Below are 25,856 nucleotides of genomic sequence, written 5' to 3'. Positions count from 1 at the left end.
ACCACCCCACACCCGAGGACGGCCGTCGAGCGGTGCGCCGCTGTCCCGGCGTACGGTGCTGGGCGCGGCCGGGGCGGTGTCCCTGCCGGCCGCCGCGACCCGGGCAGCCCCGGCCCGGGCAGCCCCGGCCCGCCGCCTGCTCGCGGCACCGCCCTCGCACCACCACCTGGCTCATGCGCCGTCCACCCTCTCCGCCACCTCCTCCGCGCTGGTCGGCCGCAGTTCGCCGTCCTCCATGAGCAGCCAGCGGGTCACCCCGATCGACTCCAGGAACGGCACATCGTGACCGGCCACGATCAGCGCGCCCTCGTACACCTCCAGCGCCGCCGTCAGCGCCCGCACGCTGGCCAGGTCCAGGTTGTTCGTCGGCTCGTCCAGCATCAGCAGCTGCGGTGCCGGCTCGGCGAGCAGCAGTGCCGCCAGGGCCGCTCGGAACCGCTCGCCGCCGGAGAGGGTGCCGGCCGGCTGGTCGGCCCGCGCACCCCGGAACAGGAAGCGCGCCAGCCGGGCCCGGATCCGGTTGTTGCCGGCCTCGGGCGCGTACCGCGCCACGTTCTCGACCACGCTCAACGAGTCGTCCAGCACATCGAGCCGCTGCGGCAGATAACGCAGCGGAACGTGCGCCACCGCCTCCCCGGACACCGGCTCCAGCTCGCCTGCGATGGTCCGCAGCAGCGTGGTCTTGCCCGAGCCGTTCCGCCCGATCAGGGCGATCCGCTCCGGGCCGCGCAGCTCCAGCCCACCGCGCACCCGGGCCCCGTGGCGCAGCTCCAACTCGCGTAGCAGCAGCACCTCGCGCCCCGGCGGGACCGCGGTGTACGGCAGTTCGACGCGGATCTCGTCATCGTCGCGTACCGCCTCCACCGCCTCGTCCAGTCGTTCACGGGCCTCGGCCAGCTTCTGCTGGTGCATGATCCGGTGCTTGCCGGCCGACTCCTGGGCGGCCCGCTTGCGCGCGTTCATGACGATCTTCGGCTCGCGCTTGGTGTCGAACATCTTCTGCCCGTACCGCTTGCGGCGGGCCAGTTTCACCCGGGCGTCGCTCAGTTCGCGCTTCTGCCGCTGGACGTCCGCCTCGGCGACCCGCACCATACGGGTCGCCGCCTCCTGCTCGGCGGCGACGGCCTCCTCGTAGTCGGAGTAGCCGCCTCCGTACCAGGCCACCTCCCCGTCCCGCAGATCGGCGATCCGGTCGACCAGTTCCAGCAGTTCACGGTCGTGGCTGACCACCACCAGCACCCCGGACCACGCCTCGACGGCCGCGTGCAGCCGCCGCCGGGCGTACAGGTCCAGGTTGTTGGTCGGCTCGTCCAGCAGCAGCACGTCGGGCCGGGCCAGCAGCAGCGCGGCCAGCCGCAGCAGGACGCACTCACCACCGGACATCTCGCCGACCGTGCGGTCCAGCCCGATATGGCCCAGCCCGAGCTGGTCGAGTACGGCCAGGGCACGCTCCTCGACGTCCCAGTCGTCACCGACCGCGGCGAAGTGCTCCTCGCGGACGTCACCCGCCTCGATGGCGTGCAGCGCGGCCCGGGTGGCCTCGATACCGAGCGCCCGGTCGACCCGGAGCCCGGTGTCCAGCGTGGCGTTCTGCGGCAGATAGCCGACCTCGCCCGCGATACGGACGGTGCCGCCGCCGGGGGCCAGCTCACCGGCGATCAGCTTCAGCAGGGTCGACTTGCCGGAGCCGTTGACCCCGATCAGCCCGGTACGGCCGGGGCCGACCGCCAGCTGGAAGCCGTCCAGCACCTCGGTGCCGTCGGCCCAGGAGAACGACAGGTCGGTGCAGGTGATGAAGGTGGGGAAAGTAGACATACGGGTCTCCCGGTTGCATGAGAAGAGAAAGAGGCAACGGGTGAGACACCGCGGGGGAGGGCGCGGAAGGGAGAGCGGAGGACGGCGGATACGCCGAGGTCGCTGCAACAGTGCGCACTCCGCCTGACGCGGGTGTGCGACACGGTGTCTCGGACCTCAGACGAGCAACGTCCTTCTCCAATCGGCGACAACAGGACCAAGGAAAAAGGTACGCACGTCCCGGGAACGCGGCAATCGAATTAATCGTGCGCGGTGGCAGTGCCTCCCGGGTCGGGCAGGCGGACCGCCCTCAGCAGGCGTCGCGCAGCAGCCGGTGCAGATCGTGCTCCAGGTCCAGGAAGCGGTGCTCGTCGCCCGCCGGGACCAGATGCCGGGTGCGCCGCAGGAAGCGCCGCAGCTCCGCGGTGCGGACATGGAGCACGGCGACGCCCTCGGGGGCGTGCAGCTCCACCACCGTACGGTCGTAGCCGAAGGGCGCCACCCGCACGTCACCGAAACCGGTCGGCTGGTCCACCCCGTCGGCCAGCAGCTCCCGGCCGAACGCCCAGACCGCCTCCACGCCCTCCAGGGTGGCCGGCGCGGGGAAGGTCATCCGCACCGCGAACGGGTCCTCGGAGTCGTAGCGCAGCGTCGCGGGGACGGTGTCCATCCGCGGTGCGGGGGCGACGAGTCGCGCCTGAACGGCCTGCTCGATGACGGTGGACACAGCCGGCTCCCTCGTGCGCGCTGGTGCGGCGTTACGCCTCCCTGACAAAGGGAAGGACGACGAACGCGAGCGGCACGTGCACTCTTCCCCGCTGTGAACTGTGTCACGGGCCTCCGCGTCACGGGTGCGGCCGAGGTCTTTCCGGCGATCGTGGCCACGGCGGGGTACGGCCGAGGCGAAGCCGTCCGGGGCCGGCTGTCAGAGGCGGGCCGTAGGGTGGCGCCATCATGACGATCATCGAGAAGCCCGCCGACTGGCCCCGCACCGAGGCCGAGGCCCTGGACGTGCAGAACGCGCTGCGCGACCGGGTCGTGCTCGGCGAAGTGGGCCCGCCGCCGGGTACCGGGCTGGTCACCGGAGTGGACGTGGCCTACGACGACGACCGGGATCTGGTCGCCGCCGCCGCGGTGGTGCTCGACGCCGCGACGCTCACCGTGGTGGAGCAGGCCACCGCGATCGGCCGGGTCGCCTTCCCGTACATACCCGGGCTGCTCGCCTTCCGTGAGATACCCGCGGTGCTCGCGGCGCTGGGACGGCTGGAGTCCGGCCCGGGCCTGGTGGTGTGCGACGGGTACGGGCAGGCCCATCCGCGCCGCTTCGGTCTCGCCAGCCACCTCGGCGTGCTCACCGACCTGCCGGTGATCGGCGTCGCCAAGAACCCGTTCGCCTTCCGGTACGAGCAGCCGGGCGAGGAGCGAGGTGCCGCGAGCCCGCTGCTGGCGGAGGACGAGGAGGTGGGCCGCGCCCTGCGCACCCAGCCCGGTGTGAAGCCGGTCTTCGTCTCGGTGGGCCACCGGGTCGGTCTGGAGCAGGCCTGCGCCCAGGTGCTGCACCTGGCGCCGCGCTTCCGGCTGCCGGAGACCACCCGGCACGCCGACGCGCTGTGCCGCCGCGCCCTGAAGGAGGCGGTGGCGGGCTGAGGGGAGAGGCCGGCCCGTGACAGCTGTGCGGCCCTGGTGCAGCACGACCGCCATGGACACGCCGCACCCGGACTGGATCGTCATCGCCGTCTACGAGAACCGGGGCCGCCTCCACCCGATGGCGGCCGCCCGCGCCTGACTGCGCGACCGGGGCATCGACTGGATGCCGTTCGCGCCGGACGAGATCGGCTGGGACCACTCCTGCGGTGCCGGCCCCGACGGCCACTGGCACGGCTGGTTCCAGGTCCGCGTCCGGGCCGGCGCGCTGCGACGGCTCGGGCTCCTCCCCGGTCAGCCCACCTCCGGGATCACCGGCCCGGCCCCGCCCGGCTGGTGGCACGCCGCCGCCGAACGGGCCGCCCGCCGGACCGGAACCCGAGCCGTCCGCCTCGCCCTTCGGCGGAGTCTCAGCGCACGTCCACCGTGCGGAACCGCACCCCCGCCTTGACCAGCCGGTCGATCAGCGCGTCACCCATCGCGGCGGCCGAGGTGGTCTGCCCGGCGGTCTCCGGCAGCGGGTCGAAGGCGAGGCAGAGCGCCGACTCGGCAAGCATCTTCGCCGTCTCGTCATAGCCCGGGTCGCCGCCCGACACCTCGGTGAACACCCGGTGCCCAGCGCCCTGCCCGACGAACCGCACCGAGAACCAGCTCCGCCCGCGGCGCTCCTCGTCCGGGCCGCTGCCCGCCTGGTAGCGGTCCATCAGCCACTTGCGCGCCTGGGGGACCTGGACGACCGCCAGCAGCGCTCCGGCCGCCACCGTCGAGCCGAGCGCCACCGGCAGCGAGGCCACCCCCGCGTAGTGCCGGTAGCGGAAGTCCGGGCCGTAGCGCGGCAGCGCGGCCGCCGAGCGGGCCACCACCGCCGCGTCCAGCGTCGGCAGCGGCAGCGCCCACAGCCCCGTCTCCCGGCTGAACCGCGGCGGCCCCAGCGGGCCCCTGGCCCGGCGCCCCACCGGCGGCGGCTCCACCGACTTACGTTCCCGGGCCGCCCGCAGGGTGTGCCCGCCGCGGCCCATCGCGGTGAGCGCGGAGGCCAGGGTGCCACCGGAGAACGCCGCGCTCGCCCGTACGAAGCCGTCCACCCGCAGCGGGACGCCCTCCGGCAGCTGCTTCACGGTGTAGTAGGCGCCCAGATCGTGCGGCACCGAGTCGAAACCGCAGGCGTGGATCAGCCGCGCCCCGCTCTCCCGGGCCCGCTCGTGGTGGCGGACATAGGTCCGGTCCACGAACTCCGGCTCGCCGGTGAGGTCCACATAGTCGGTGCCCGCCTCCGCACAGGCCGCGACCAGGCCTTCGCCGTACCAGACGTACGGCCCGACGGTCGTCGCCACCACCCGCGCCGAACGCGCCAGTTCGCGCAGGGCCGCGTCGTCGGCGGAGTCCGCGCGCAGCAGCGGCAGCTCCGCGCAGCCCGGGTGGTCGGCGGCCAGCCGCTCCCGCAGCCGCTCCAGTTTGCCGGTGTTCCGCCCGGCCAGCGCCCAGCGGCAGTCCGCCGGGGCGTGCGCGGCGAGATAGCGGGCGGTCAGCTCGCCGACGAAGCCGGTCGCGCCGAACAGCACCAGGTCGTACGCCCGTTCCGTGCCGTGCGTTGAGTCCATCAGCCCTCCGTACGTGGATGGTGCGGGCCCGCGCCGCGCGGGCCCCGGGCGCCGCGCCGGCCTCGACCGCCCGGCGCGGGCACGCCGAGGCTAACGCGATACCCCCGCCCGTGGCGTGGTTGCGCCACGTACCGGCCAAGGGCTTGTGCCGGGTGGAACCTGTTCTTAACATCTTCACTGTTACAGCAGTTGTGTCACATCAGTCGGCGCCGCGACGGGCCGCGACCAGAGGCAGGTGACCGCAGCCCGATGACAGCCGGATCCCCGACGACGGAATCCCACGGCCCGCTCGGCGGAGTGCGCGTGGTCGAGCTGGCCGGCATCGGCCCCGGTCCGTTCGCGGCGATGCTGCTGGCCGACCTCGGTGCCGATGTGGTGCGGGTGGACCGCCCCGGTGGGGCCGGGATCGGCATCGACCCCGCCCGCGACCTCACCAACCGCAACAAGCGCTCGGTGCTGGTCGACCTCAAGGCCCCCGAGGGTCCGGCCCGGGTGCTGGACCTGGCCGAGCGCGCGGACATCCTCATCGAGGGATACCGCCCGGGCGTCGCCGAGCGCCTGGGCGTCGGCCCCGAGCCCTGTCTGGCCCGCAACCCCCGGCTGGTGTACGGGCGGATGACCGGCTGGGGGCAGGACGGCCCGCTCGCCCCGCGCGCCGGCCACGACATCGGGTACATCGCGGTCAGCGGCACCCTTTCCATGGTCGGCCGCGCCGACGAGCCGCCGACCGTCCCGGTCAACCTTCTCGGCGACTACGCGGGCGGCTCCCTCTACCTGGTCGCCGGCGTCCTCGCCGCACTGCACCACGCCCGTACCGAGCACGGCACCGGCCAGGTGGTGGACGCCGCGGTCGCCGACGGGGCCGCCCACCTCGCCACCATGCTGCACGGCATGCTCGCCGCCGGAGCCTGGCAGGACCGGCGCGGGGCCAACCTCCTCGACGGCGGCTGCCCGTTCTACGGCGCCTATGAGACCTCCGACGGGCGGTATATGGCCGTCGGCGCGCTGGAGCAGCGGTTCTACGAGGAGTTCGCCCGGCTGCTCGGCCTCGGCGAGGCCGCCGCCCTGCGGGACGACCTCGGTCGTTGGGACGAGCTGCGGGAGGCCGTCGCCGCCCGTTTCCGCACCCGCAGCCGCGCCGAGTGGACGGCCGTCTTCGAGTCCAGCGACGCCTGTGTGGCCCCCGTCCTCTCGATGACCGAGGCTCCCGGCCACCCCCATCTGGCCGCCCGCGGCACCTATCTGGAGCACTCCGGCATCACCCAGCCCGCCCCGGCGCCCCGCTTCTCCGCCACCCCCGGCGCCGTCACCCGCCCGCCCGCCGTCCCCGGCGCCCACACCGCCGAAGTGGCCCGCGACTGGGCCCTGCCCGCCGCGGCCCGGCCCACCGGGGCCGACCAGGGCACCGAATCCACCGTCCCCGACAGGAGGCCCCGGTGAAGCGCCAGTTGTTCACCCCCGAGCACGACGCGTTCCGCGAGACGGTCCGCACCTTCCTCGCCAAGGAGGTCGCACCGCACTACGAGAGCTGGGAGAAGGACGGCATCGTCTCCCGGGAGGCCTGGCTCGCGGCCGGCCGGCAGGGCCTGCTGGGCATGGCCGTCCCCGAGGAGTACGGAGGCGGCGGCATCCCCGACTTCCGCTACAGCGCCGTCCTCGCCGAGGAGTTCACCCGCGCCGGCGCCCCCGGACTCGCCCTCGGCCTGCACAACGACATCATCGGCCCCTATCTGACCGGCCTCGCCACCGAGGAGCAGAAGCGCCGCTGGCTGCCCGGCTTCTGCACCGGCGAGACCATCACCGCCATCGCCATGACCGAGCCCGGCGCGGGCTCCGATCTCCAGGCCATCCGCACCACCGCCGAGGACCGAGGCGACCACTGGCTGCTCAACGGTTCCAAGACCTTCATCTCCAACGGCATCCTCGCCGATCTGGTGATCGTCGTCGCCAGGACCACCCCCGAGGGCGGTGCGCACGGACTGTCGCTGCTGGTCGTGGAGCGCGGCATGGCCGGCTTCGAGCGCGGCCGCAACCTCGACAAGATCGGCCAGAAGTCGCAGGACACCGCCGAGCTCTTCTTCCACGACGTCCGCGTCCCCAAGGACAACCTGCTCGGCGAGCTGAACGGCGCCTTCATCCATCTGATGACCAACCTCGCCCAGGAGCGGATGGCCATCGCCGTCGCCGCCATCGCCGGCGCCGAGCACCTGCTGGAGATCACCAAGGAGTACGTACTGGGCCGCGAGGCCTTCGGCCGGCCGCTCGCCAAGCTCCAGCACATCCGCTTCGAGATCGCCGAGATGGCCACCGAGTGCGCCGTCACCCGCGCTTTCCTGGACCGCTGCATCACCGAGCACGCCCAGGGGACACTGGACGCGGTGCACGCCTCGATGGCCAAGTGGTGGTCCACCGAACTGCAGAAGCGCACCGCCGACCGCTGCCTCCAGCTGCACGGCGGCTACGGCTACATGGCCGAATACCCGGTCGCCCGGGCCTTCACGGACGGCCGCATCCAGACCATCTACGGCGGCACGACCGAGATCATGAAGGAGATCATCGGCCGTTCCCTGCTGGACAACCCCTCCCGAAAGGCGTGACCCCCGTGAGCACCGAAGCGTACGTCTACGACGCGGTCCGCACCCCGCGCGGACGCGGCAAGGCCAACGGCTCCCTGCACGGCACCAAGCCGATCGACCTGGTCGTCGGCCTCATCCGCGAGCTCCGCGACCGCTTCCCCGGGCTCGACCCGGCCGCCGTGGACGACATCGTCCTCGGGGTGGTCGGCCCGGTCGGCGACCAGGGCTCCGACATCGCCCGGATCGCCGCCATCGCCGCCGGACTGCCCGACACCGTCGCCGGCGTCCAGGAGAACCGCTTCTGTGCCTCCGGCCTGGAGGCGGTCAACATGGCCGCGATGAAGGTCCGCTCCGGCTGGGAGGACCTGGTCCTGGCCGGCGGGGTGGAGTCGATGTCCCGGGTGCCGATGGCCTCCGACGGCGGCGCCTGGTTCAACGACCCGATGACCAACCTCGACACCCACTTCGTCCCCCAGGGCATCGGCGCCGACCTGATCGCCACCATCGAGGGCTTCAGCCGCCGCGACGTCGACGAGTACGCCGCGCTCTCCCAGGAGCGGGCCGCCGCCGCCTGGAAGGACGGCCGCTTCGACCGCTCCGTGGTCCCGGTCCGCGACCGCTCCGGACTCACCGTCCTGGACCGCGACGAGCATCTGCGCCCCGGCACCACCGCCGACTCCCTGGCCGGGCTCAAGCCCTCCTTCGCCGACATCGGGGACCTCGGCGGCTTCGACGCGGTCGCCCTCCAGCGCTACCACTGGGTCGAGAAGATCGACCACGTCCACCACGCCGGGAACTCCTCCGGCATCGTGGACGGCGCCGCGCTCGTCGCCATCGGGTCCCGGGAGGTCGGCGAGCGCTACGGACTCACCCCGCGCGCCCGGATCGTCTCCGCCGCGGTCTCCGGCTCCGAGCCCACCATCATGCTCACCGGCCCCGCCCCAGCCACCCGCAAGGCGCTCGCCAAGGCCGGGCTGACCATCGAGGACATCGACCTGGTCGAGATCAACGAGGCCTTCGCCGCCGTGGTGCTGCGCTTCGCCAAGGACATGGGCCTCTCCCTCGACAAGATCAACGTCAACGGCGGCGCGATCGCCCTCGGCCACCCCCTCGGCGCCACCGGCGCGATGATCCTCGGCACCCTCGTGGACGAGCTGGAGCGCCAGGACAAGCGGTACGGCCTCGCCACCCTCTGCGTCGGCGGCGGTATGGGCATCGCCACCGTCGTCGAGCGCCTCTGACCGCCCCGTCCGCACCCCTCACGGAGAAGCAGCCATGACCGAGAGCACCACCATCCGCTGGGAGCAGGACGAGACCGGCGTCGTCACCCTCGTCCTGGACGATCCCGCCCAGTCCGCGAACACCATGAACCAGGCGTTCCGCGACTCCCTCACCGCCGTCGCCGACCGCGCCGAGGCCGAACGGGACTCCATCCGCGGCATCATCTACACCTCCGCCAAGAAGACCTTCTTCGCCGGCGGCGACCTCAAGGACATGATCAAGGCCGGCCCCGCCGACGCCCAGCGGATCTTCGACGGCGGTATGGCGATCAAGGACGCCCTGCGCCGTATCGAGACCCTCGGCAAGCCCGTCGTCGCCGCGATCAACGGCGCGGCGCTCGGCGGCGGTTACGAGATCGCCCTCGCCAGCCACCACCGGATCGCCCTGGACACCCCCGGCTCCAAGATCGGCCTGCCCGAGGTCACCCTCGGCCTGCTGCCCGGCGGAGGCGGCGTCACCCGCACAGTCCGTCTGATGGGCATCGCCGACGCCCTGCTGAAGGTCCTGCTCCAGGGCACCCAGTACACCCCCCAGCGTGCTCTGGCGGGCGGCCTGGTCCACGAACTGGCCGCCACTCCCGAGGAGATGCTCGCCCAGGCGCGCGCCTTCATCGACGCCCACCCCGAGTCCCAGCAGCCCTGGGACGTCCCCGGCTACCGCATCCCCGGCGGCACCCCCTCGCACCCCAAGTTCGCCGCCAACCTCCCCGCCTTCCCGGCCAATCTGCTCAAGCAGACCGGCGGCGCCCCCTATCCGGCCCCGCGCAACATCCTGGCCGCCGCCGTCGAGGGCTCCCAGGTCGACTTCGCCACCGCCCAGACCATCGAGTCCCGGTACTTCACCGAGCTGGTCACCGGCCAGACCGCGAAGAACATGACCCAGGCGTTCTTCTTCGACCTCCAGGCCGTCAACGCCGGCCGCAGCCGCCCCCAGGGCGTCGAGCCCCGCAAGGTCACCAAGGTCGCCGTCCTCGGCGCCGGGATGATGGGCGCCGGGATCGCCTACTCCTGCGCCAAGGCCGGTATCGAGGTCGTCCTCAAGGACGTCTCCGCCGAGGCCGCCGAGAAGGGCAAGGCCTACTCCACCCGCCTCCTGGACAAGGCCCTCTCCCGGGGCCGCACCACCGAGGCCGCCCGCGAGGAGCTGCTGGCCCGGATCACCCCCACCGCCGACCCGGCCGACCTGGCCGGCTGCGACGCCGTGATCGAGGCGGTCTTCGAGGACACCGCCCTCAAGCACAAGGTGTTCCAGGAGATTCAGGACGTCGTCGCCCCCGACGCGCTCCTCTGCTCCAACACCTCCACCCTCCCCATCACCCTCCTCGCCGAGGGTGTCGAGCGCCCCGCGGACTTCGTCGGCCTGCACTTCTTCTCACCCGTCGACAAGATGCCGCTGGTCGAGATCATCCGCGGCGAGCACACCGGCGACGAGGCCCTGGCCCGCGCCTTCGACCTGGTCCGCCAGATCCGCAAGACCCCCATCGTGGTCAACGACTCCCGGGGCTTCTTCACCTCCCGGGTGATCGGCCAGTTCATCAACGAGGGCGTCGCCATGGTCGGTGAGGGCGTGGAGCCCGCCTCCGTCGAACAGGCCGCCGCGCAGGCCGGCTACCCGGCGAAGGTCCTCTCCCTGATGGACGAGCTGACCCTCACCCTCCCGCGCAAGATCCGCGACGAGACCCGGCGCGCCATCGAGGAGTCCGGCGGCGTCTGGCCCGGCCACCCCGCGGACGAGGTCATCGACCGCATGGTGGACGAGTTCGGCCGCCCCGGCCGCAGCGGAGGCGGCGGCTTCTACGAGTACGGCGAGGACGGCCGCCGCACCCGCCTCTGGCCCGGACTGCGTGAGCACTTCACCAAGCCGGACGTCTCCATCCCCTTCGAGGACATGCGGGAGCGCATGCTCTTCGCCGAGGCCGTCGACACCGTCCGCTGCCTGGACGAGAACGTCCTCACCTCGGTCGCCGACGCCAACATCGGCTCCATCATGGGCATCGGCTTCCCCGCCTGGACCGGCGGCGTCCTCCAGTACATCAACGGCTACGACGGCGGCCTGCCCGGCTTCGTCGCCCGCGCCCGCGAGCTGGCCGCCCTCTACGGCGAGCGCTTCCAGCCCCCGGCGTCCCTCGTCGCCAAGGCCGAGCGCGGCGAGACCTACCACGACTGAGGCGCACGGTCCCTCCCAAGAGACGCATGACCCCGGCCACCTCAGGTGGCCGGGGCCGTGCGCTGGGGGGGAGTAGCGGCTACCCGATGCCGGGAGATGCCGTCGGTGCGAAGGAGGCTAAGTGGGCGGCTGCTGGTAGAACGGGGCCGTGCCCGCTCCGGAGCCGGCACCGATGACTCTGCTGTCCGGCGGGTCCCCACCCGCCCCCGGCCCTCTCCAGGAGCCCCCTTGCCTCCGCGCACGGCCGTCACCCGCCCGATACCCCTGCTCCTGGCGATCGCGCTCGCGGCCACGACGCTCACCGGCTGCGAGCTGCTGGATCTCGCCCAGGACTGCGAGGGGACCGACGAGGCCCGGGTGAAGGAGACAGCGGCGCTCGACATCCTCGGCGCCCGTCCCGACGGCGCCACCGTCCCTCGGGGCTTCGAGGAGGTCGACGCCGGCTGCTGGGCGGACAGCGGCGAGGTCGTGGTCTACGCCGACCGCACCTACGCCTTCCCCGGCACGCGGGCCGAAGCGGCCGCGCACTACCGCACGGTGGCGGTACAGGACGGATGGGGAGCGGCCCCCGAAACCCCGCCGGGCGAGCTGTGCTTCACCAAGGACGCCATGGCCCTGCGGATAGCCTTCCTCACCGCCGAAGGTCTGGCGGAGGACGGTCACGGACGTCGCCCCGACCTCACCACGGGTGCCGGCTACTCCGTCGGTGTCGAGTCGTACGCGAACAGCGGCACCGAGGCGGGTTGCTAGCCAAGGCCGTGTTCCAACGCCCTGCGGGTATCGCTTGCGGGTCGTAGCCGACAACAAGTGCAGAAGGCATGCGGCCGGCCAACCTATCGATTTCTGCCCGAACATGATCCGCCGGACCGGACCTGGCCTTCGGCTCCGGCTGCGCGTACGTCGGCGAGCGCTTGCCGTACCAGCGGGCCGAAGTCCTCGCCGTTGCCGGTCTCGATCCACTGGTCGTAGGCCATCTCCCAGACCAGGGTGCCCAGTTGCGCGGCCACGCGCGCGTTCAGGATCGGCACTCCGCGGCGGTGGAGGGCCTCGATCATCGAGGCGGTGAGGTCGAGCCTCTTCAGGGCTTCGCGTTCCCGCAGTTCCGTATGGGCGTTCAGCACGGCCTGGCGCCGGCCGCTGAACTCGCGGCGGTCGGCGGTGAAGAACGTCCGGCCCAGCGCTTCGACGGCGTCCGCCACCGCGTCGAGCGGCCCGGCCTCCGGCGCCGCCGAGGCGATCCCTTCGGCGAGCAGACCGGTCACCGTGCCCTTGTCGAAAAGCACCTCGCGCTTGTCCGGGAAGTGGCGGAAGAAGGTGCTCTTGGTGAGCCCCGCGCGTTCCGCGATCTCGATCACGGTCGTGTTCTCGTAGCCGTGCTCCTCGAAGAGGTCGAGGGCGGCGGCGGCGAGTCGTCCGGGTGCGTCCGGTTGCCAGCGAACCATGGGAGCAGTGTACGGGACTTGGTCCCATCACTGGTGTACGGTCCATGAGACCAAGTCCCATCACTGCCAAGAGAGGTCACCGATGAGTAGAGCTGTCCGTTATGGGCGATTCGGCGGTCCCGAAGTCCTCGAACTGCGGGAGATGCCCGAGCCGCACGCCGCGCCGGACGAGGTCCGCGTCCGGGTCACGGCCGCTGGACTGAACCCGATGGACTGGCAGATCACCACACAGCCCGACATGGCGGCGCGGTTCGGCATCACCTTGCCGGCCGGGTTCGGCAGCGACTTCGCCGGAGTGGTGGACGAGGTGGGCGCCGAAGCCACCGGATTCGCGACCGGCGACCGGGTGTACGGGGCTGCGATCGGCCGGTCCGTCGCCGATTTCGTGCTGGTCAAGACACCCGCGCCACATCTGTGGCACACCCCGGAGGGCATCGGCGACGAGGTGGCGGCCACGCTTCCGGTGTCCGGTCTGACGGCCTCCGCCGCGCTCGCCGCGATCGGTCTGCGCGCCGGGGACACCGTCCTGATCGGAGGAGCGGCGGGCGGCGTGGGCATCTACGCCGTGCAGTTGGCGAAGCTCGCGGGCGCCCGGGTGCTCGGCACCGCCTCCGAGGGCACCTTCGGATTCCTGCGCGGGCTCGGCGCCGAACCCGTGGTGTACGGCCCCGGCCTGGCGGACCGGGTGCGGGCCCTGGCGCCCCAGGGGATCACCGCCGCGGCCGATCTGTACGGAAGGGAGGCCGCCGAGGCCGCTCTCGGCCTCGGCGTGGCACCCGAGCGGATCTCCGTCGTGGCCGACGGCCCCGCCCCACCGCCCGGCGTGCGCACGGCGGGCGCCCTCGATGCGGGCCCGGGCGCCCTGGAACGGATCACCGACGCGATCGGTTCCGGCGCGATCACGGTGCCGATCGCGGCGACCTTCCCGGTCGAGCGGATCCGCGAGGCGGTGACGACGCAAGCCGAGAGGCATGTTCACGGTAAGATCGTGATCGCCCTGTGAATCGGCATCTTCGTCCAGCCACTTGCCCAGGGTGCTGCGGCCTGCCCGCGACGTGAGTGAGGGCCGACCGGCCGTCGTACGCCCCGGTCGGCCCCGCCAACGCGAAGGTGACCCCGACTACCGTGCCGCCAGTGCCAGGAAGGCGTTCCACTGGTCGTGGTTGACGCGCAGGACCGGTCCGTTTTCGGCGGTCTTGGAGTCGCGGACGTGGATGGTGGTGGAGCTGGTGGCGATCTCGACGCAGTCCCCGCCGCCTGATCCGCTGTAACTGCTCTTGAACCAGCTCAGTTCGTCCATGTTGTCAGCCATCTGCTGCACACTCATAGCGTCTCCCGTCACCTCATGGATGAGCTGTCGGCTACGTCGTCGCCAGTGCCAGGAAGGCGTTCCACTGGTCGTGGCCGACGCGCAGGACCGGTCCGTTTTCGGTGGTCTTGGAGTCGCGGACGTGGATGGTGGTGGAGCTGGTGGCGATCTCGACGCAGTCGCCGCCGTCGGACCCGCTGTAGCTGCTCTTGAACCAGCTCAGTCCGTCCATGCCGACGGCCACCTGCTCCATGCTCATGCCTCTCCCACCATCCGCTCGATGAGCCGGGCTGACTCCTCGACGTTCAGCGCCTGCGAACGCAGCTTGCCATACCGCAGTGCGAAGGTGCTGACGTCCGACGCCTGGGAGACGACGCAGCCGACGCCCTGCGACTCGAAGTACCCGAGCTGCTGATGGGTCGCGGACTCGACCAGTACGAACGCGCCGTTCTTTCCCGAGTGGAACCCCCGCCCGGCAGGCATCACCTGGACACCGACGTTCCGCAAGGTGCCCACCTGGAGGAGATGCCGCCACTGGTCGCGCATGATGTCCATGTCGGCGACCGGGTCGCGGAGCGCCTCCTCGGCGATGATGAAGGACAGCTCCGCCATTGGCGCCCGGGTCAGCAGCTTCTGCCGGCTCAGCCGCCCCTCGGTGTGCTGGTCGATGATCTCCTCGTCCAGCGGCGGGCAGTGGCCCGCGAAGACCGCCCGTGCGTACGCCTCCGTCTGTAGCAGCCCGGGCACCAGCAGCGGGTCGTACGAGAAGCGGCTCAGCGCCTCGGCCTCGATGAGCGCGAAGTTGCGGAAGAACTTCGGCAGCTTGGCGCGGTCCACCTCGTCCTGGAGGACCAGCAATACGCCCCGCGCCTTCAACGTCCGGTCCGCCGCGACGGTGAACGCCTCCTTGGCCGGGCGCCGGCCCTGCTCGACCGAGGCCACCAGGTCCACGGAGTAGCCGATGACGTCCCCGAGCTGCGGCTGGCTCAACCCCGCCAGCTTGCGCAGGTGTTGCAGCAGCTTGCCGGGCCAGGCTCGGTGTCATGACCGCACAACAGAGCACCGATCAGCGGCCCGTGCCGCAGCTGGCGGCGCCGGGCCACCACCTGACCATGCTGTTCAGCAGCACCCGGCGAGGGGCGCGGCTGGCCCGGCGGCTGGCCGTGCAGCAGTTCACCGAGTGGACCGGGCTGCCGCACGGTTCGGACGCCGCACACGCCGTCGCCCAGATCACGGGCGAGTTGGCGTCGAACGCCGTCACCCATGGGCGGCTGCCGGGGCGGGATTTCCGGCTCCGCCTGTCCCTCGCTCGGCAGTGCCTGCGGATCGAGGTGACGGACGCCCGGCCGGAGCGGGTGCCGTGCTTGCCGGTCGCGGGCGGCCTGGAGGAGGGCGGCCGGGGGCTGCTCATGGTCGCCGCCTACGCCGAGGACTGGGGGTGGGAGGTGCGCGACCGATTCACCAAGACCGTGTGGGCGGAGGTGGCGGGATCCTCACTCGTCTCGGAAGGCCGACCGCAGCTCGTCCTTGAGGGAGCGCTGGAAGGCGGTGACCAGGGCCTGCACCACCAGCGGCTGCATATGGGCGGACAGTGACTTCATCGCGGCCAGATGCTCCGGGTCGCCCTCCCGCTCCCGGTACGGGCCCCACACCTCGTCGCGGAACAGCCGGGTCAGCTCCTGCGCGGCCGAGCGGGTGTGCTCCACCAGCACGGTACGGGCGGCGAGGATGGTCTCGTGCGCTATCGGCACATCCAGCAGCCGCGCCCCCAGCCGCAGCAGCCCCAGGTCGACCCGGAACACGTCCGTCGCCTCGGTCCGGGCCAGCACCTCCATGGCGACCAGCCGGTCCACGTCCTCCGCCGACAGTTCGCGCCCGAGCCGCCGCTCCAGCTCCGTCCGGCTGGCGTCCTCCGCCGCGTCCGGTGCCCAGGTGGCCACCAGGGCCCGGTGGATGGCCAGATCGTCGGCGCTGAGGTCGGGCGGCAACTGCTCCAGATACCGTTCGATCGCCGACAGCGTCATACCCTGCTGCTGCAACTCCTCGATGAGCGCCAGCCGGGCCAGGTGCTCGGGCCCGTACCTGCCGACCCGGCGCGGCCCGATCACCGGGGGCGGGAGTAGCCCCCGGGTGCTGTAGAAGCGGATGGTCCGGACGGTGATCCCGGCCCGAGCGGCCAGCTCGTCGACGGTCAGCATCGGCTGCGTCGGCTGTCCCTCGGTCTCGGTCGCCATGGTCGGGCCTCTCTTCCGGCTCTACGGCAATACGGCTCTACGGCAATGCGGCGATAGGGCTCTATGGCTTTACGGCTCTACGGGTGGAACATTATTGCTGTCTCACCAGGAGTGTGAAAGACGGATGCTCCCGCCACCGCACGGGGGCACCTAGATCCACGCCCCCAGCTTCTCGGGGTTGCGTACCGCCCAGATCCGAGTGACCCGGCCGCCGGAGCCGGAGAACGCCGCCACCGTCACCGTGACCCCGTCGCGCTGGGCCACCAGCCCCGGCTGACCGTTGACCGTGCGCTCCAGCAGGGTCAGCCCGCCGACCTTCTCGGCGAAGTGGACCAGGTACCGGGCGATCCGCTCGCCGCCCTCTACCGGGCGCAGCGCGGCGCCGACCACTCCGCCACCGTCGGCGGTCATCGTGGCGTCGGGGGCGAGGAGGGCGACCAGGGCCTCGATGTCCCGCGCCTCCCAGGCCTGCCGGAAGCCCCGCACCAGGTCGGCGGCCTGTCCGGACGACGGGGTCCGCGCGGTGCGCACCCGGCGCCGTGCCGACGAGGCCAGCTCACGGCAGGCCCCCGGCGACCGGTCGAGGATCCCGGCCACCTCGGCGAAGGGGTAGCGGAAGACGTCGTGCAGGACCAGCGCCACCCGCTCGGCCGGGGTCATCGACTCCAGGACCACCAGAAAGGCCATGTGCACCGACTCGTCCAGGGTGATCTGGTCGGCGGGATCCACCGCCCGCCTCGTCCACTCCGCGCGGTCGGGCAGCGGCTCCGGCACCCAGGCGCCGACATAGCGCTCACGCCGGACGCGCGCCGAGCCGAGCACGTCCAGGCAGATCCGGGTGGCCACCGTCGTCAGCCAGCCGCCCGGCGAGGCGATGGCCTCCCGCTGCCGCGCCGGCAACCCGTACCAGCGGGCGTAGGTCTCCTGCACGGCGTCCTCGGCCTCGGCCAGCGAGCCGAGCAGCCGGTAGGCCAGGTTGGTCAGATGCCGTCGTTCACCGAGGACCGCACCCGTCTCCGTGGTCACGATGACCGCCCCCTGACATTTTCCCGACCCGCGTCGTCGGAGTAGCGCAACCGTATCCACGATCCGCTGGCATGAGGCAGCAGAGAGGGCGCACATCATGAACGTGCAGACGACGGAGACCCCCCGCACCACGACCCCCACCCCCACCACTTTCCTCAGGGTCGCGGTCGCGCTCCAGACCGGCACCCTCTTCCTCCAGGCCGTCAGCGCCGGGCTGCTGCTGACCGCGCACCACGGCGAGGTGCTGCACAGCGTCGGCGCGCGGGTGACGTACGGCGCGTCGATGCTGTACGTGCTCGCCGCGGTCCTGGCCTGGAGGCCGGGCGGAGGCTCACCCCGGCCCATCGCCTTCGCCTCGGGGTTCCTGGCCCTCTCCTCCGCGCAGGTGGTGCTGGGCATCGCCCGCATACCGTCGGTCCATGTCCCGCTCGGCGTCCTGATGTTCGGCCTGAGCCTGCTGGTACTGGCACGCCGCCGCCCCGGCGGGCCGGAGTAGGCGGGCCGGCCGCTGGCTGGTCACCCGCGCTCGCGCTCGCGGAGGTACGCGTCCAGCTCGGCCGCCCCGGTCAGCATCGCCCGCCCCCGCGCGGACAGCCGGCCGTGCCAGTCCTGCAGGGCGCCCTCCAGCGGAGCGAGGCCGCCGGCCGCCCGTACCTGGGTGATCAGCGGGGCGATCTGCTCCAGCAGATGGCCGCCCCGTCGGAGCTGGTGCACCAGCCGGGCGTCCCGCACATCGGCCTCGTCGTAGACGCGGTACCCGGTCCGCGGGTCGCGCCTGGGCCGCACCAGCCCGGCACGCTCCCACATGCGCAGCGTCGCCGGCACGATCCCGAGCCGCTCGGCCAGCGGCCCGATGAACATGCCGCCGGAGTCGGGCCACCTGTCGGGCCGGGAAGCCGCCGGGGCGGACCCCAGCTCGCGCAACGCCCGCTCCACCGCCTGGAGGGTCCGCCGGTCGTCACGGAGCTGGGCGTGGCTCTCGTCCAGCAGCCGGAACACCTCGCCCTCCGGGCCCGAGTGCACCGCCCGCATGATCGACGTCGCCCCCTGGTGCCCATGGCCCGGCACCAGGGCGAGGAAGGTGCGCAGGGCCAGGGCGTGCAGCGGGGTGTAGGTGCGGTAGCCGTGCTCCGTGCGCTCGGCGACCGGCAGGATGCCGGCCTCCTCGTAGTTCCGGACGGCCTGGGTGGACAGACCGTGCCCGCGCGCCAGATCGACCGGCCTCAGCCGCTCAGGTGTTTGAAGCTTCTGCTCCACCATTGCCTCCACTACCCGCCTGTCCCGACGCCGAAGTCTCCACCGTGAGTTCAACGATACCGTTGAGGGCATGGCCACCGACATCGCACCGACCACCCACACCCTCGACGCCGCCGCCGTCATGGAGCTGCTCCCCGGCCGCCCCCGGCTGCTCGCCCTGGGGGAGCCCACCCACGGCGAGGACCTGCTGCTCGATGTGCGCAACGCGCTCTTCCGGCAGCTCGTGGAGCGGGAGGGCTACCGCACCCTCGCGATCGAGAGCGACTGCCTGGCGGGCCTGATCGTCGACGCCTATGTCACCTCCGGCGCGGGCGGTCTGGACGAGGCCGTGGAGCGCGGCTTCAGCCATGGCTTCGGCGCCTCCGCCGCCAACCGCGAACTGGTGCGCTGGCTCAGGGAGTACAACACCGACCGGCCCGCCGCCGAGCAGGTCCGCTTCGCCGGCTTCGACGGCCCGCTGGAGATGACCGGCGCCCAGAGCCCCCGGGCCGCCCTCACCGCGCTGCACGACTACCTTGCGGCCCAAGTGGACACGGACGACCTGCTGCCCTGCACCGCCGAGACGCTCGACCGCCTGCTCGGCGCCGACGAGCGGTGGACCGAGCCCGCGGCCATGATGGACCCCGCCCGCTCCCTGGGGCGGTCCGCCGAGGCCCGGGAGCTACGGCTGCTCGCCGACGACCTGGTGGCGCTGCTCGACGCGGAGGCGCCAAAGCTGATCAGGGCGACCTCGCGCGAGGAGTGGGACCGGGCCCGCCTGTACGGGCGTACCGCCCTCGGCCTGCTCCGCTACCACTTCTGGATGGCCGACACCTCGCCCGCCCGCCTGACGCGGCTGGTCGGCCTGCGGGACCAGATGATGGCCGACAACCTCCTCGCCCTCGCCGAACGCGGGCCGGTACTGGTCCACGCCCACAACGCCCACCTCCAGCGGGACCGGAGCTCGATGCGCCTGGGCGAGCTGCGCCTGGAGTGGTGGAGCGCCGGCGCGCTGGTGAGCGCCCGGCTGGGCGCGGCGTACGCCTTCCTGGCCACCGACCTCGGCACCATCCGGCACCAGGGGGTGGACGCCCCGCCGCCGGAAACGGTCCAGGGCATGCTGTACGCCCTCCCCGAGGACCGCTGCCTGGTCGACACCGCCCGTCTCGCCGCTCTCCTGGGCGAGGAGCGGCCCGCCGCCCGCGTATCGCCCTACTACGGCTACGCCCCGCTCGACCCCGCCCACCTCACCGCGTACGACGGCCTCGTCTTCGTCAGGGACATGCCCTCGCCCGCCTAGGCCGTGGGCGCCGCCGCCGTGCGGAGGTCAGGTGGCTGGGCCATCCTGGCACCTATGAGCAGGTCACCCGACGGCCCGGTGCTCGCGTTGCGGGTGGTGGCGCAGGAGGCCAGGGCCCATCGGGAACGGGCGGGGATGACCGCCGCCGACGCGGCTCGGCGCCTCGGTGTGCACACGGTGACCGTCCGGCGGCTGGAGCGGGCCCACACCCTTCCCCGGGCCGACCTGCTGGGACGGCTGATGGAGGTGTACGGGGCCGATCCGCGGCAGACCGCCGAGCTGCTGGAGCAGCTGGAGCGGGCGCGCGAGCCCGGCTGGTGGAAGGGGTACGGGGATCTGGTGCCCCGCCGGCTGGAGGGTCTGCTGAGCCTGGAGAGCGAGGCCGCGCTCAGCCGCGTCTACGCCCCCGCGCTGGTGCCCGAGCCGCTGCGCACCCCTGGCTACGCGCGCGATCTGCTGGCGCTGCGCCACCCCGCGGCGGACGAGGCCGAGCTGGACCGCCGCCTGGAACTGCTGCTGGCCCGGCAGCGGCATCGGGGCGGGCGGCTGTGGGTGCTGCTGGAGGAGGCCGTTCTGGACCGGGCCTCCGCGCACTGCGAGGCGGTGGACGAGCAGCGCCGGGCGCTGGCCCGCTACGCCGCGGAGCCCGGCCTGGACGGGGTGACCCTCCAGTGGATCGGCGCCGACGCCGCGCCGCATCCCCTGCTGCTGAACGGCCAGGTGGACCTGGTGCGCCACCCGCACCGGCTCGTCCCGGACCATCTGGTGCTGCGCGCCCTGGACGCGGTGACGGTGACCGACGCCCCGGAGCGGGTCGACGCCTACGCGACGGCGATGGACGTGGCCGCCCAGCGGGCCCATGAGCCCGGCACCCCGCTCCCGCGGCTGCGCTTCCTGTGACGTGACCGGCCGACCGGGCACTCAGGGCTTGCGCGCCACCGCCCCGTACATGGCGATGGCCCGGTCGTCCACGCCGTCCTGCTCGGGTCCGGGCCGCCACTTGTGGACCTGGACGACACCGGGCTCGACCAGTTCCAGCCCGTCGAAGAAGGCGGTCGCGGTGGGCAGGTCCCGCAGGGTCATGGGCATGTTCTGCTGGGCGTACTCCTCGGCCACCCGCCCGACCTCCTCCGGCGCGAAGTCGGCGGTGCCGATGGTCAGCGCCAGGTAGCTGCCCGAGGGCAGGGGGTCGAGCAGCCGCCGTACCAGGTCCTGATCGTCCGGCGGGGCGATGAAGTGCAGCATCCCGATGATCGTCAGGCCGACCGGCTTGTCCAGGTCCAGCAGGGAGCGGAACTGCGGGCTGTCCAGGATCGCGTCCGGGTCGTTCATATCGGCGTCGACATAGGCGGTCTTCCCCTGCGGCGAGCTCAGCAGCAGCGCCCGGGCGTGCGCCAGCACGATGGGGTCGTTGTCGACGTAGACCACATGGGACTCCGGCGCCACCTCCTGCACCACCTCGTGCAGATTGGGCGGGGTGGGCAGACCGGTGCCGATGTCGAGGAACTGCCGGATGCCCTGCTCCCGGGCGAGGTAGCGCACGGCGCGGTGCATGAACCGCCGGTTCTCCCGCATGTGCACCGGAAGCGCCGGCCAGTGCCGGCACATCGCGTCGCCCGCCTCGGCGTCCACGAGGTAGTGGTCCTTGCCGCCCAGGATGTAGTCGTACACCCGTGCGGAATGCGCGGTGGTGGTGTCGATCCGATCGCGTGCGTCGTCCATGAACCGCTCCGTCATCGCCCGGCAGTGCCTGCCACGACGCTATAGCAGAAGGTCCGGCTCTTCGAACGGTGCCGCCCGCGGGAAACCTCGCGACGCACCGCACCACCATCCGCTACCGTCCCCGTGGTCACCGAGCAGGCCCCTGCCGTCGGCGGAGGTCTCGGCGAACGGGGGAGCCGGACGATGGACCAGGACGCCGTACGAGCGCTGTACGACGAGCAGATGCGCCGCGGGGCCCGGCCGGACGGGCCCGGAGTGACCGTGGAGCGGGTCGGGGACGTGGTGCGCCAGACCGGGCCGGCGCACGCGTGGAACGGGGTGCTCTGGTCCCGGCTGGAGGCGCACACCGCCGACCGCGCCATCCGCGAGCAGCTGGAGCACTACACCGCCCTCGGCCTCGGCTTCGAGTGGAAGCACTACGACCACGACGGGCCCGCCGACCTCGCCGTCCGGCTTCTCGCCGCCGGGCTGACGGCCGAGGAACCGGAGAGCCTGCTGGTCGCCGAGACCGGCGGCGCCGACACCGCGGCCCGTCCGCCCGAGGGGGTGGAGCTCCACCCGGTCACCGACCCGGCCGGGGTGGAGCTGGTGGCCCGGGTCCACGCGGAGGCGTTCGGCACCGACGCCTCCGACCTGCGCCGCCGGCTGCTGGACCGGCTCGCCGCCCACCCGGGCACCGTCGCGGCGGTGGTCGCTCTCGCCGACGGGCGCCCGGTCTCCTCGGCCCGGCTGGAGCTGACCCCGGGGACCGCGTTCGCCGGACTCTGGGGCGGCGGCACCGTCCCGGGGTGGCGGGGCCGGGGCATCTACCGGACGCTGGTCGCCCACCGGGCGCGGATCGCCGCCGAGCACGGCTACCGCTACCTCCAGGTCGACGCCACCGAGATGAGCCGCCCGATCCTGGAACGCCTCGGCTTCGTCCGGCTCGCCACCACCACCCCGTACGTCCACACCCCCGGCCGCTAGCGGGCCGAGCCCACCACCGGGTAGTGGTCGGACAGATTGGTGTACGTGTACGAGGTGCCCCAACTCGACACCGTCCACGGCGCCGTGGACTCCTTCACCACCTCGTTGCCCCACTTCGCGGGCCGGGCGTGGCCCGCGCGGTGCAGCACGTGGTCCAGGTCCTCACGGGGGTCGTCCGGGTAGCGCTCGGAGGCGATCGAGTTGTCCCGGGTGTCGAAGGAGTACGGGTGCCCGGTGCGGGTGTCCTCGCCCACCAGGCCCGCGTCGGCGAGCATCGAGGCGTACTCGGCGCTGTGCCGGTCCACGTTGTAGTCCCCGGCCACCAGCACCTGCTCGGAGGCCGGGATCCGCTTGGCGTCCAGGAAGGCGTCCACCGCCTTGAACTGCCGGCTCCGCACCGCCGCCGCCTCACCCGCGGAGCAGCCCGGGTCGGTGGACTGGGCGTGGGTGCCCACCACATGCACCCGGCTGCCGTTCACCTCCAGCACCGCGTACACAAAGCCCTTGTTGGAATACCAGTCGGCGCCGCAGGCGTCCTTGTAGACGTACTGCTCCTTGCGGACGATCGGCCACTTGCTGAGCACGCTCACCCCGCCGTCCTCCGGCGTGGTCGCCGAGTACGAGCCGCCGGTGGCGTCCCAGCCGCTCTTGCTCCGCCCCATCACCGGCGTCTGGTACGGGTACTTGCCGGCCGCGTTGCGCAGCAGGGCGTCCGAGGTGCCGTTGTCGAAGGCCTCCTGGAGCACCACCACATCGTGCCCCTGGAAGAACGGCGCCGCCGGAATCGCCTTCGCCCGGTGCTCCTGGCCCCAGTTCGGGTAGAGCGTCCGGCTGAACAGGAAGGTGTTGTACGTGAGGACGTCCACCGCCGGGGCGGCGGCGGGCGCGGCACTCGCCGCCGGCGCGGACGCCATGGTGGCGGCGGTGAGCGCGGCGGCGAGCACCGCCCCACCGGCGCGGCGGACGGAGCGGGGCAGGACGGATCGCGGCACGGAGACTCCAGTCGGGAGCGGGGATGTCGGACCTGGCGGGCCATATCCAAGCAGCCGCGGTTACCTTCCGGTAGCCATCCGGTGCCCCCGGACTTGCGCCCACCGGTCCACTCCGCCAACACCCCGCACCACCAGCGCATACTGGACAGCGGAACACCACCGACCCCACCAGACCCACAAGGCACAGAGCGGCGCAGATGACCACCACCCCGGAAGCCTCCTCACCGCACCCGGCCGCACCCCGGGCGGACCGGCACCCCGACCCCGTACCGCCGCCCCAGGGCGGAGTGCTCTGGAGCCTGGTCGGCGACATCCGCAGCCTGCTGATGCTCCCCGCCGCCCTCACCCTCCAGGTGGCCCACCCCGCCGTCGGCGCCGGAGTCGACACCCACTCGGTCTTCCGCACCGACCCCTGGGGCCGCGGCGAACGCTCCCTGCGCTCACTCCAGCTGTGGGTCTACGGGGGTCCCGAAGCCGCCCGTGAGGGCCGCCGGCTCCGCGTACTGCACCGCACCATCCAGGGCACCGACACCCGCGGCCGCCGCTACCACGCCCTGCGCCCCGGCACCTACGCCTGGGTGCACGCCACGGGTTTCCCCGTCCAGGAGCACGCCTTCCGCTACCTCTTCCGCCCGCTCACCGGCGCCCAGCAGCGGGCGCTGTACGCCGAGTGGCTCCAAGTCGGCCGGATCCTGGGCATCCACGACCGGGACATGCCGCAGACCATCGAGGAGTTCCGCCCCTACTACCACCGCATGCTCGCCGAGGAGATCGAGGCCACCCCCGTCGTCCGCGAACTCATCGACCCCGGCGCCCGCGTCCCGCCCCCCGACCGCGGCCCCTGGGCGCTCCGCCTCGTCCTGCGGGCCCTCTGGCCGGTCCTGTCCCCACCCCTGGTCGCCGGCCGCGCCTTCCTCACCGTCGGACTGATGCCGCCCGAGGTCCGCGCCGCCCTCGGCCTCGACTGGACCGTCGCCCAGGAACGGCGGCTGCGCCGCTTCTGCCGGATCGTCCGCCTCACGGTCCCCGCCCTCCCCGAGCGGCTGCGCTACCTCCCCATGGCCCGAAAAGCCCGGCACAAAGCGCGGCAGGAGGCCGGATGCAGCCACCCGGCCCCCACCCGCTGACCCGCCCGCTCACCCCTCCGGCGGCCCGGCCAGCCCGCCCCGGGCCACCACCTCCGCGTACCACCGGGCGCTGTCCTTCGGGGTACGCCGCTGGGTGGCGAAGTCCACGTGCACGATCCCGAACCGCTTCCCGTAGCCGTACGCCCACTCGAAGTTGTCCAGCAACGACCAGAGGAAGTAGCCGCGTACGTCCACCCCGTCCGCCAACGCCCGGTGCACCGCCGCCAGATGGGCGTGCAGATAGGCCACCCGCTCCGGATCGTGCACCGCGCCCGACGGGTCCGCGTAGTCGTCGTACGCCGCCCCGTTCTCGGTGATCACCAGCGGTACCTCGGGCAGCTCGTCCCGCAGCCGGGTCAGCAGCTCGTACAGCCCGTCCGCGTCCACCGTCCAGTCCATCGCGGTACGCGGCCCCGGCGCCGGCACGAACCGCACCCGGTCCTCCGCACCCGGCCACGGTGACGGCGACTCCGAGGTCCCCGCCCCCACCACCGTGGGGGAGTAGTAGTTGATGCCCAGCGAGTCGATCGGCTCCGAGGCAACCGCCAGGTCCCCGTCCCGGACGAACGACCAGTCCGTCAGCCCCGCCGTGTCCGCCACCAGGTCCTCCGGCAGCCGGCCGTGGAACACCGGGTCCAGGAACACCCGGTTCCCCAGCGCGTCGATCCGCCGCGCCGCGTCCAGGTCCGCCGCCGATCCGCTCAGCGGCCGGATCGCGTGCAGGTTCAGCGTCAGTGACACCTCCGCCGCCCCGGGCAGCGCCGCCCGCAGCGCCCGCACCGCCAGCCCGTGCCCCAGATTGAAGTGGTGCGCCGCCCGCAGCGCCGCCGCCGGCTCGGTACGCCCCGGGGCGTGCACCCCGGACCCGTAGCCCAGAAACGCCGCGCACCACGGCTCGTTCAGGGTCGTCCAGGTGGCCACCCGGTCACCCAGCGCACCCGCCACCAGCCCCGCGTACTCGGCGAACCGCTCCGCCGTCTCCCGATGCGGCCAGCCGCCCGCCGCCTCCAACTCCTGCGGCAGATCCCAGTGGTACAGCGTCGCCACCGGCCGGATCCCCGCCTCCCGCAACTCGTCGGTGAGCCGCCGGTAGAAGTCCAGCCCCCTCTGCACGGCCGGCCCCCGCCCGGTCGGCTGCACCCGCGACCAGGACACCGAGAACCGGTAGTCGCTCACCCCCAGCTCCCGCATCAGCGCCACGTCCTCGCGCATCCGGTGGTAGTGGTCGGCCGCGATGTCCCCGGTGTCGCCGTTGCGGACCTTGCCCGGCCTACGGCTGAAGACGTCCCAGATCGACGGCGTACGGCCGTCCTCGGCCGCCGCCCCCTCGATCTGGTACGCGGCGGTCGCGGTACCCCACCGGAACCCGGCGGGAAACAGCAGCCCGGACTCCACCTGGCCCTGCGGACGTGCGTCGACGGCGGTCATCGGAACATGGCT

The 25,856-nt window shown here is 72.7% G+C and carries 27 protein-coding genes and 1 pseudogene; 15 read left to right on the top strand and 13 right to left on the bottom strand.

Annotation, left to right across the window (positions count from 1 at the left end; translation table 11 throughout):
* Nucleotides 1-171: 171 nt before the first annotated feature.
* Entirely contained in the window at nt 172-1,815 is a 1,644-nt protein-coding gene (locus ABZ945_RS07280; RefSeq protein WP_361265267.1) for an ATP-binding cassette domain-containing protein, read from the bottom strand.
* A 289-nt stretch (nt 1,816-2,104) separates the two neighbouring features.
* Complete coding sequence (locus ABZ945_RS07275) at nt 2,105-2,521, bottom strand: SsgA family sporulation/cell division regulator (protein WP_361265264.1); 417 nt, start codon at nt 2,519-2,521, stop codon at nt 2,105-2,107.
* A 227-nt stretch (nt 2,522-2,748) separates the two neighbouring features.
* Between ABZ945_RS07275 and ABZ945_RS07270 the strand changes: the two genes are divergently transcribed.
* The 3 genes and pseudogenes from ABZ945_RS07270 to ABZ945_RS07260 all read left to right on the top strand — a co-directional run.
* The gene (locus ABZ945_RS07270; protein WP_361265261.1) at nt 2,749-3,441 is read left to right on the top strand and encodes an endonuclease V; all 693 of its coding nucleotides are present in this window, start codon (nt 2,749-2,751) and stop codon (nt 3,439-3,441) included.
* Between the two features lie 16 nt (nt 3,442-3,457).
* A complete protein-coding gene (locus tag ABZ945_RS07265; RefSeq protein ID WP_361265258.1) occupies nt 3,458-3,580 on the top strand; it encodes a hypothetical protein in 123 nt (40 codons plus the stop codon).
* Between the two features lie 24 nt (nt 3,581-3,604).
* Nucleotides 3,605-3,805, top strand: a pseudogene (locus ABZ945_RS07260) (hypothetical protein); the annotation flags it as partial.
* A gap of 43 nt (nt 3,806-3,848) precedes the next feature.
* On the opposite strand, the gene ABZ945_RS07255 reads toward ABZ945_RS07260, so the two are convergent.
* Complete coding sequence (locus tag ABZ945_RS07255) at nt 3,849-5,039, bottom strand: saccharopine dehydrogenase NADP-binding domain-containing protein (protein WP_361265255.1); 1,191 nt, start codon at nt 5,037-5,039, stop codon at nt 3,849-3,851.
* Nucleotides 5,040-5,288: 249 nt separating this feature from the next.
* Between ABZ945_RS07255 and ABZ945_RS07250 the strand changes: the two genes are divergently transcribed.
* The 5 genes from ABZ945_RS07250 to ABZ945_RS07230 all read left to right on the top strand — a co-directional run bounded on the left by ABZ945_RS07250 (nt 5,289) and on the right by ABZ945_RS07230 (nt 11,812).
* On the top strand, nt 5,289-6,479 hold the full coding sequence (locus ABZ945_RS07250) for a CaiB/BaiF CoA-transferase family protein (protein ID WP_361265252.1): 1,191 nt from the start codon (nt 5,289-5,291) through the stop codon (nt 6,477-6,479).
* Nucleotides 6,476-7,636: an acyl-CoA dehydrogenase family protein gene (locus ABZ945_RS07245; RefSeq protein ID WP_361265249.1), complete on the top strand. Its 1,161-nt coding sequence runs from the start codon at nt 6,476-6,478 to the stop codon at nt 7,634-7,636. Before ABZ945_RS07250 ends, ABZ945_RS07245 begins: the two co-directional genes overlap by 4 nt.
* 5 nt (nt 7,637-7,641) lie before the next feature.
* Nucleotides 7,642-8,856 carry an acetyl-CoA C-acetyltransferase gene (locus ABZ945_RS07240; RefSeq protein ID WP_361265246.1) on the top strand — a complete coding sequence of 405 codons (1,215 nt, stop codon included), beginning with the start codon at nt 7,642-7,644 and terminating at the stop codon, nt 8,854-8,856.
* 34 nt (nt 8,857-8,890) lie between these two features.
* On the top strand, nt 8,891-11,062 hold the full coding sequence (locus ABZ945_RS07235) for a 3-hydroxyacyl-CoA dehydrogenase NAD-binding domain-containing protein (protein ID WP_361265242.1): 2,172 nt from the start codon (nt 8,891-8,893) through the stop codon (nt 11,060-11,062).
* 228 nt (nt 11,063-11,290) lie between these two features.
* Nucleotides 11,291-11,812 (top strand): hypothetical protein, encoded by a 522-nt coding sequence (locus ABZ945_RS07230; RefSeq protein WP_361265239.1) that lies wholly within the window; start codon nt 11,291-11,293, stop codon nt 11,810-11,812.
* Between the two features lie 83 nt (nt 11,813-11,895).
* Here ABZ945_RS07230 and ABZ945_RS07225 read toward each other — a convergent pair whose 3' ends face one another.
* Entirely contained in the window at nt 11,896-12,504 is a 609-nt protein-coding gene (locus ABZ945_RS07225) for a helix-turn-helix domain-containing protein (protein WP_361265236.1), read from the bottom strand.
* Nucleotides 12,505-12,586: 82 nt separating this feature from the next.
* Here ABZ945_RS07225 and ABZ945_RS07220 point away from each other — a divergent pair, with 82 nt between their 5' ends.
* Entirely contained in the window at nt 12,587-13,507 is a 921-nt protein-coding gene (locus ABZ945_RS07220) for an NADP-dependent oxidoreductase (RefSeq protein ID WP_361265233.1), read from the top strand.
* 117 nt (nt 13,508-13,624) lie between these two features.
* On the opposite strand, the gene ABZ945_RS07215 is transcribed toward ABZ945_RS07220, so the two are convergent.
* From ABZ945_RS07215 to ABZ945_RS07205, 3 genes are read right to left on the bottom strand one after another with little or no spacing between them, the layout of a single operon-like run.
* Nucleotides 13,625-13,831 (bottom strand): DUF397 domain-containing protein, encoded by a 207-nt coding sequence (locus tag ABZ945_RS07215; RefSeq protein ID WP_361265230.1) that lies wholly within the window; start codon nt 13,829-13,831, stop codon nt 13,625-13,627.
* Between the two features lie 34 nt (nt 13,832-13,865).
* Nucleotides 13,866-14,072 (bottom strand): DUF397 domain-containing protein, encoded by a 207-nt coding sequence (locus tag ABZ945_RS07210; protein WP_361265227.1) that lies wholly within the window; start codon nt 14,070-14,072, stop codon nt 13,866-13,868.
* Nucleotides 14,069-14,833: a helix-turn-helix transcriptional regulator gene (locus ABZ945_RS07205; protein ID WP_361265312.1), complete on the bottom strand. Its 765-nt coding sequence runs from the start codon at nt 14,831-14,833 to the stop codon at nt 14,069-14,071. Before ABZ945_RS07205 ends, ABZ945_RS07210 begins: the two co-directional genes overlap by 4 nt.
* A gap of 23 nt (nt 14,834-14,856) precedes the next feature.
* Between ABZ945_RS07205 and ABZ945_RS07200 the strand changes: the two genes are divergently transcribed.
* Complete coding sequence (locus ABZ945_RS07200) at nt 14,857-15,408, top strand: ATP-binding protein (RefSeq protein ID WP_361265224.1); 552 nt, start codon at nt 14,857-14,859, stop codon at nt 15,406-15,408.
* Here the strand turns inward: ABZ945_RS07200 and ABZ945_RS07195 are convergent.
* The gene (locus tag ABZ945_RS07195) at nt 15,307-16,047 is read right to left on the bottom strand and encodes a MerR family transcriptional regulator (protein ID WP_361265221.1); all 741 of its coding nucleotides are present in this window, start codon (nt 16,045-16,047) and stop codon (nt 15,307-15,309) included. The genes ABZ945_RS07200 and ABZ945_RS07195 overlap by 102 nt on opposite strands.
* A 150-nt stretch (nt 16,048-16,197) precedes the next feature.
* Nucleotides 16,198-17,073, bottom strand: coding sequence for an RNA polymerase sigma factor SigJ (gene sigJ / locus ABZ945_RS07190; RefSeq protein WP_361265218.1), 876 nt, complete (start codon nt 17,071-17,073; stop codon nt 16,198-16,200).
* A gap of 97 nt (nt 17,074-17,170) precedes the next feature.
* Here sigJ and ABZ945_RS07185 point away from each other — a divergent pair, with 97 nt between their 5' ends.
* The gene (locus ABZ945_RS07185) at nt 17,171-17,569 is read left to right on the top strand and encodes a hypothetical protein (RefSeq protein WP_361265215.1); all 399 of its coding nucleotides are present in this window, start codon (nt 17,171-17,173) and stop codon (nt 17,567-17,569) included.
* Between the two features lie 20 nt (nt 17,570-17,589).
* Here the strand turns inward: ABZ945_RS07185 and ABZ945_RS07180 are convergent, their stop codons facing one another.
* The gene (locus ABZ945_RS07180; protein ID WP_361265309.1) at nt 17,590-18,330 is read right to left on the bottom strand and encodes a TioE family transcriptional regulator; all 741 of its coding nucleotides are present in this window, start codon (nt 18,328-18,330) and stop codon (nt 17,590-17,592) included.
* A gap of 70 nt (nt 18,331-18,400) precedes the next feature.
* Here ABZ945_RS07180 and ABZ945_RS07175 point away from each other — a divergent pair, with 70 nt between their 5' ends.
* Together ABZ945_RS07175 and ABZ945_RS07170 are read left to right on the top strand one after the other, a co-directional pair.
* Entirely contained in the window at nt 18,401-19,609 is a 1,209-nt protein-coding gene (locus ABZ945_RS07175) for an erythromycin esterase family protein (protein ID WP_361265212.1), read from the top strand.
* A gap of 54 nt (nt 19,610-19,663) precedes the next feature.
* The gene (locus tag ABZ945_RS07170; RefSeq protein WP_361265209.1) at nt 19,664-20,509 is read left to right on the top strand and encodes a Scr1 family TA system antitoxin-like transcriptional regulator; all 846 of its coding nucleotides are present in this window, start codon (nt 19,664-19,666) and stop codon (nt 20,507-20,509) included.
* A gap of 21 nt (nt 20,510-20,530) precedes the next feature.
* On the opposite strand, the gene ABZ945_RS07165 is transcribed toward ABZ945_RS07170, so the two are convergent.
* A complete protein-coding gene (locus ABZ945_RS07165) occupies nt 20,531-21,331 on the bottom strand; it encodes an SAM-dependent methyltransferase (RefSeq protein WP_361265206.1) in 801 nt (266 codons plus the stop codon).
* 183 nt (nt 21,332-21,514) lie between these two features.
* Here ABZ945_RS07165 and ABZ945_RS07160 point away from each other — a divergent pair, with 183 nt between their 5' ends.
* Nucleotides 21,515-22,297, top strand: coding sequence for a GNAT family N-acetyltransferase (locus tag ABZ945_RS07160; RefSeq protein ID WP_361265203.1), 783 nt, complete (start codon nt 21,515-21,517; stop codon nt 22,295-22,297).
* On the opposite strand, the gene sph is transcribed toward ABZ945_RS07160, so the two are convergent.
* Nucleotides 22,294-23,211, bottom strand: a complete 918-nt coding sequence (sph, locus tag ABZ945_RS07155) for a sphingomyelin phosphodiesterase (protein WP_361265306.1) — start codon at nt 23,209-23,211, stop codon at nt 22,294-22,296. The genes ABZ945_RS07160 and sph overlap by 4 nt on opposite strands.
* Nucleotides 23,212-23,486: 275 nt before the next feature.
* Here sph and ABZ945_RS07150 point away from each other — a divergent pair, with 275 nt between their 5' ends.
* Nucleotides 23,487-24,416, top strand: a complete 930-nt coding sequence (locus ABZ945_RS07150) for an oxygenase MpaB family protein (protein WP_361265200.1) — start codon at nt 23,487-23,489, stop codon at nt 24,414-24,416.
* Nucleotides 24,417-24,425: 9 nt separating this feature from the next.
* Here ABZ945_RS07150 and ABZ945_RS07145 read toward each other — a convergent pair whose 3' ends face one another.
* Nucleotides 24,426-25,844 (bottom strand): GH1 family beta-glucosidase, encoded by a 1,419-nt coding sequence (locus ABZ945_RS07145; RefSeq protein ID WP_361265197.1) that lies wholly within the window; start codon nt 25,842-25,844, stop codon nt 24,426-24,428.
* Between the last annotated feature and the right edge of the window lie 12 nt (nt 25,845-25,856).

Source organism: Streptomyces sp. NPDC046887 (genome assembly GCF_040644755.1).
GTDB classification, from domain to species: domain Bacteria; phylum Actinomycetota; class Actinomycetes; order Streptomycetales; family Streptomycetaceae; genus Streptomyces; species Streptomyces lichenis.
Note: the sequence above shows the minus strand (reverse complement) of the source record. Positions and strands in the feature narration are given on the sequence as shown.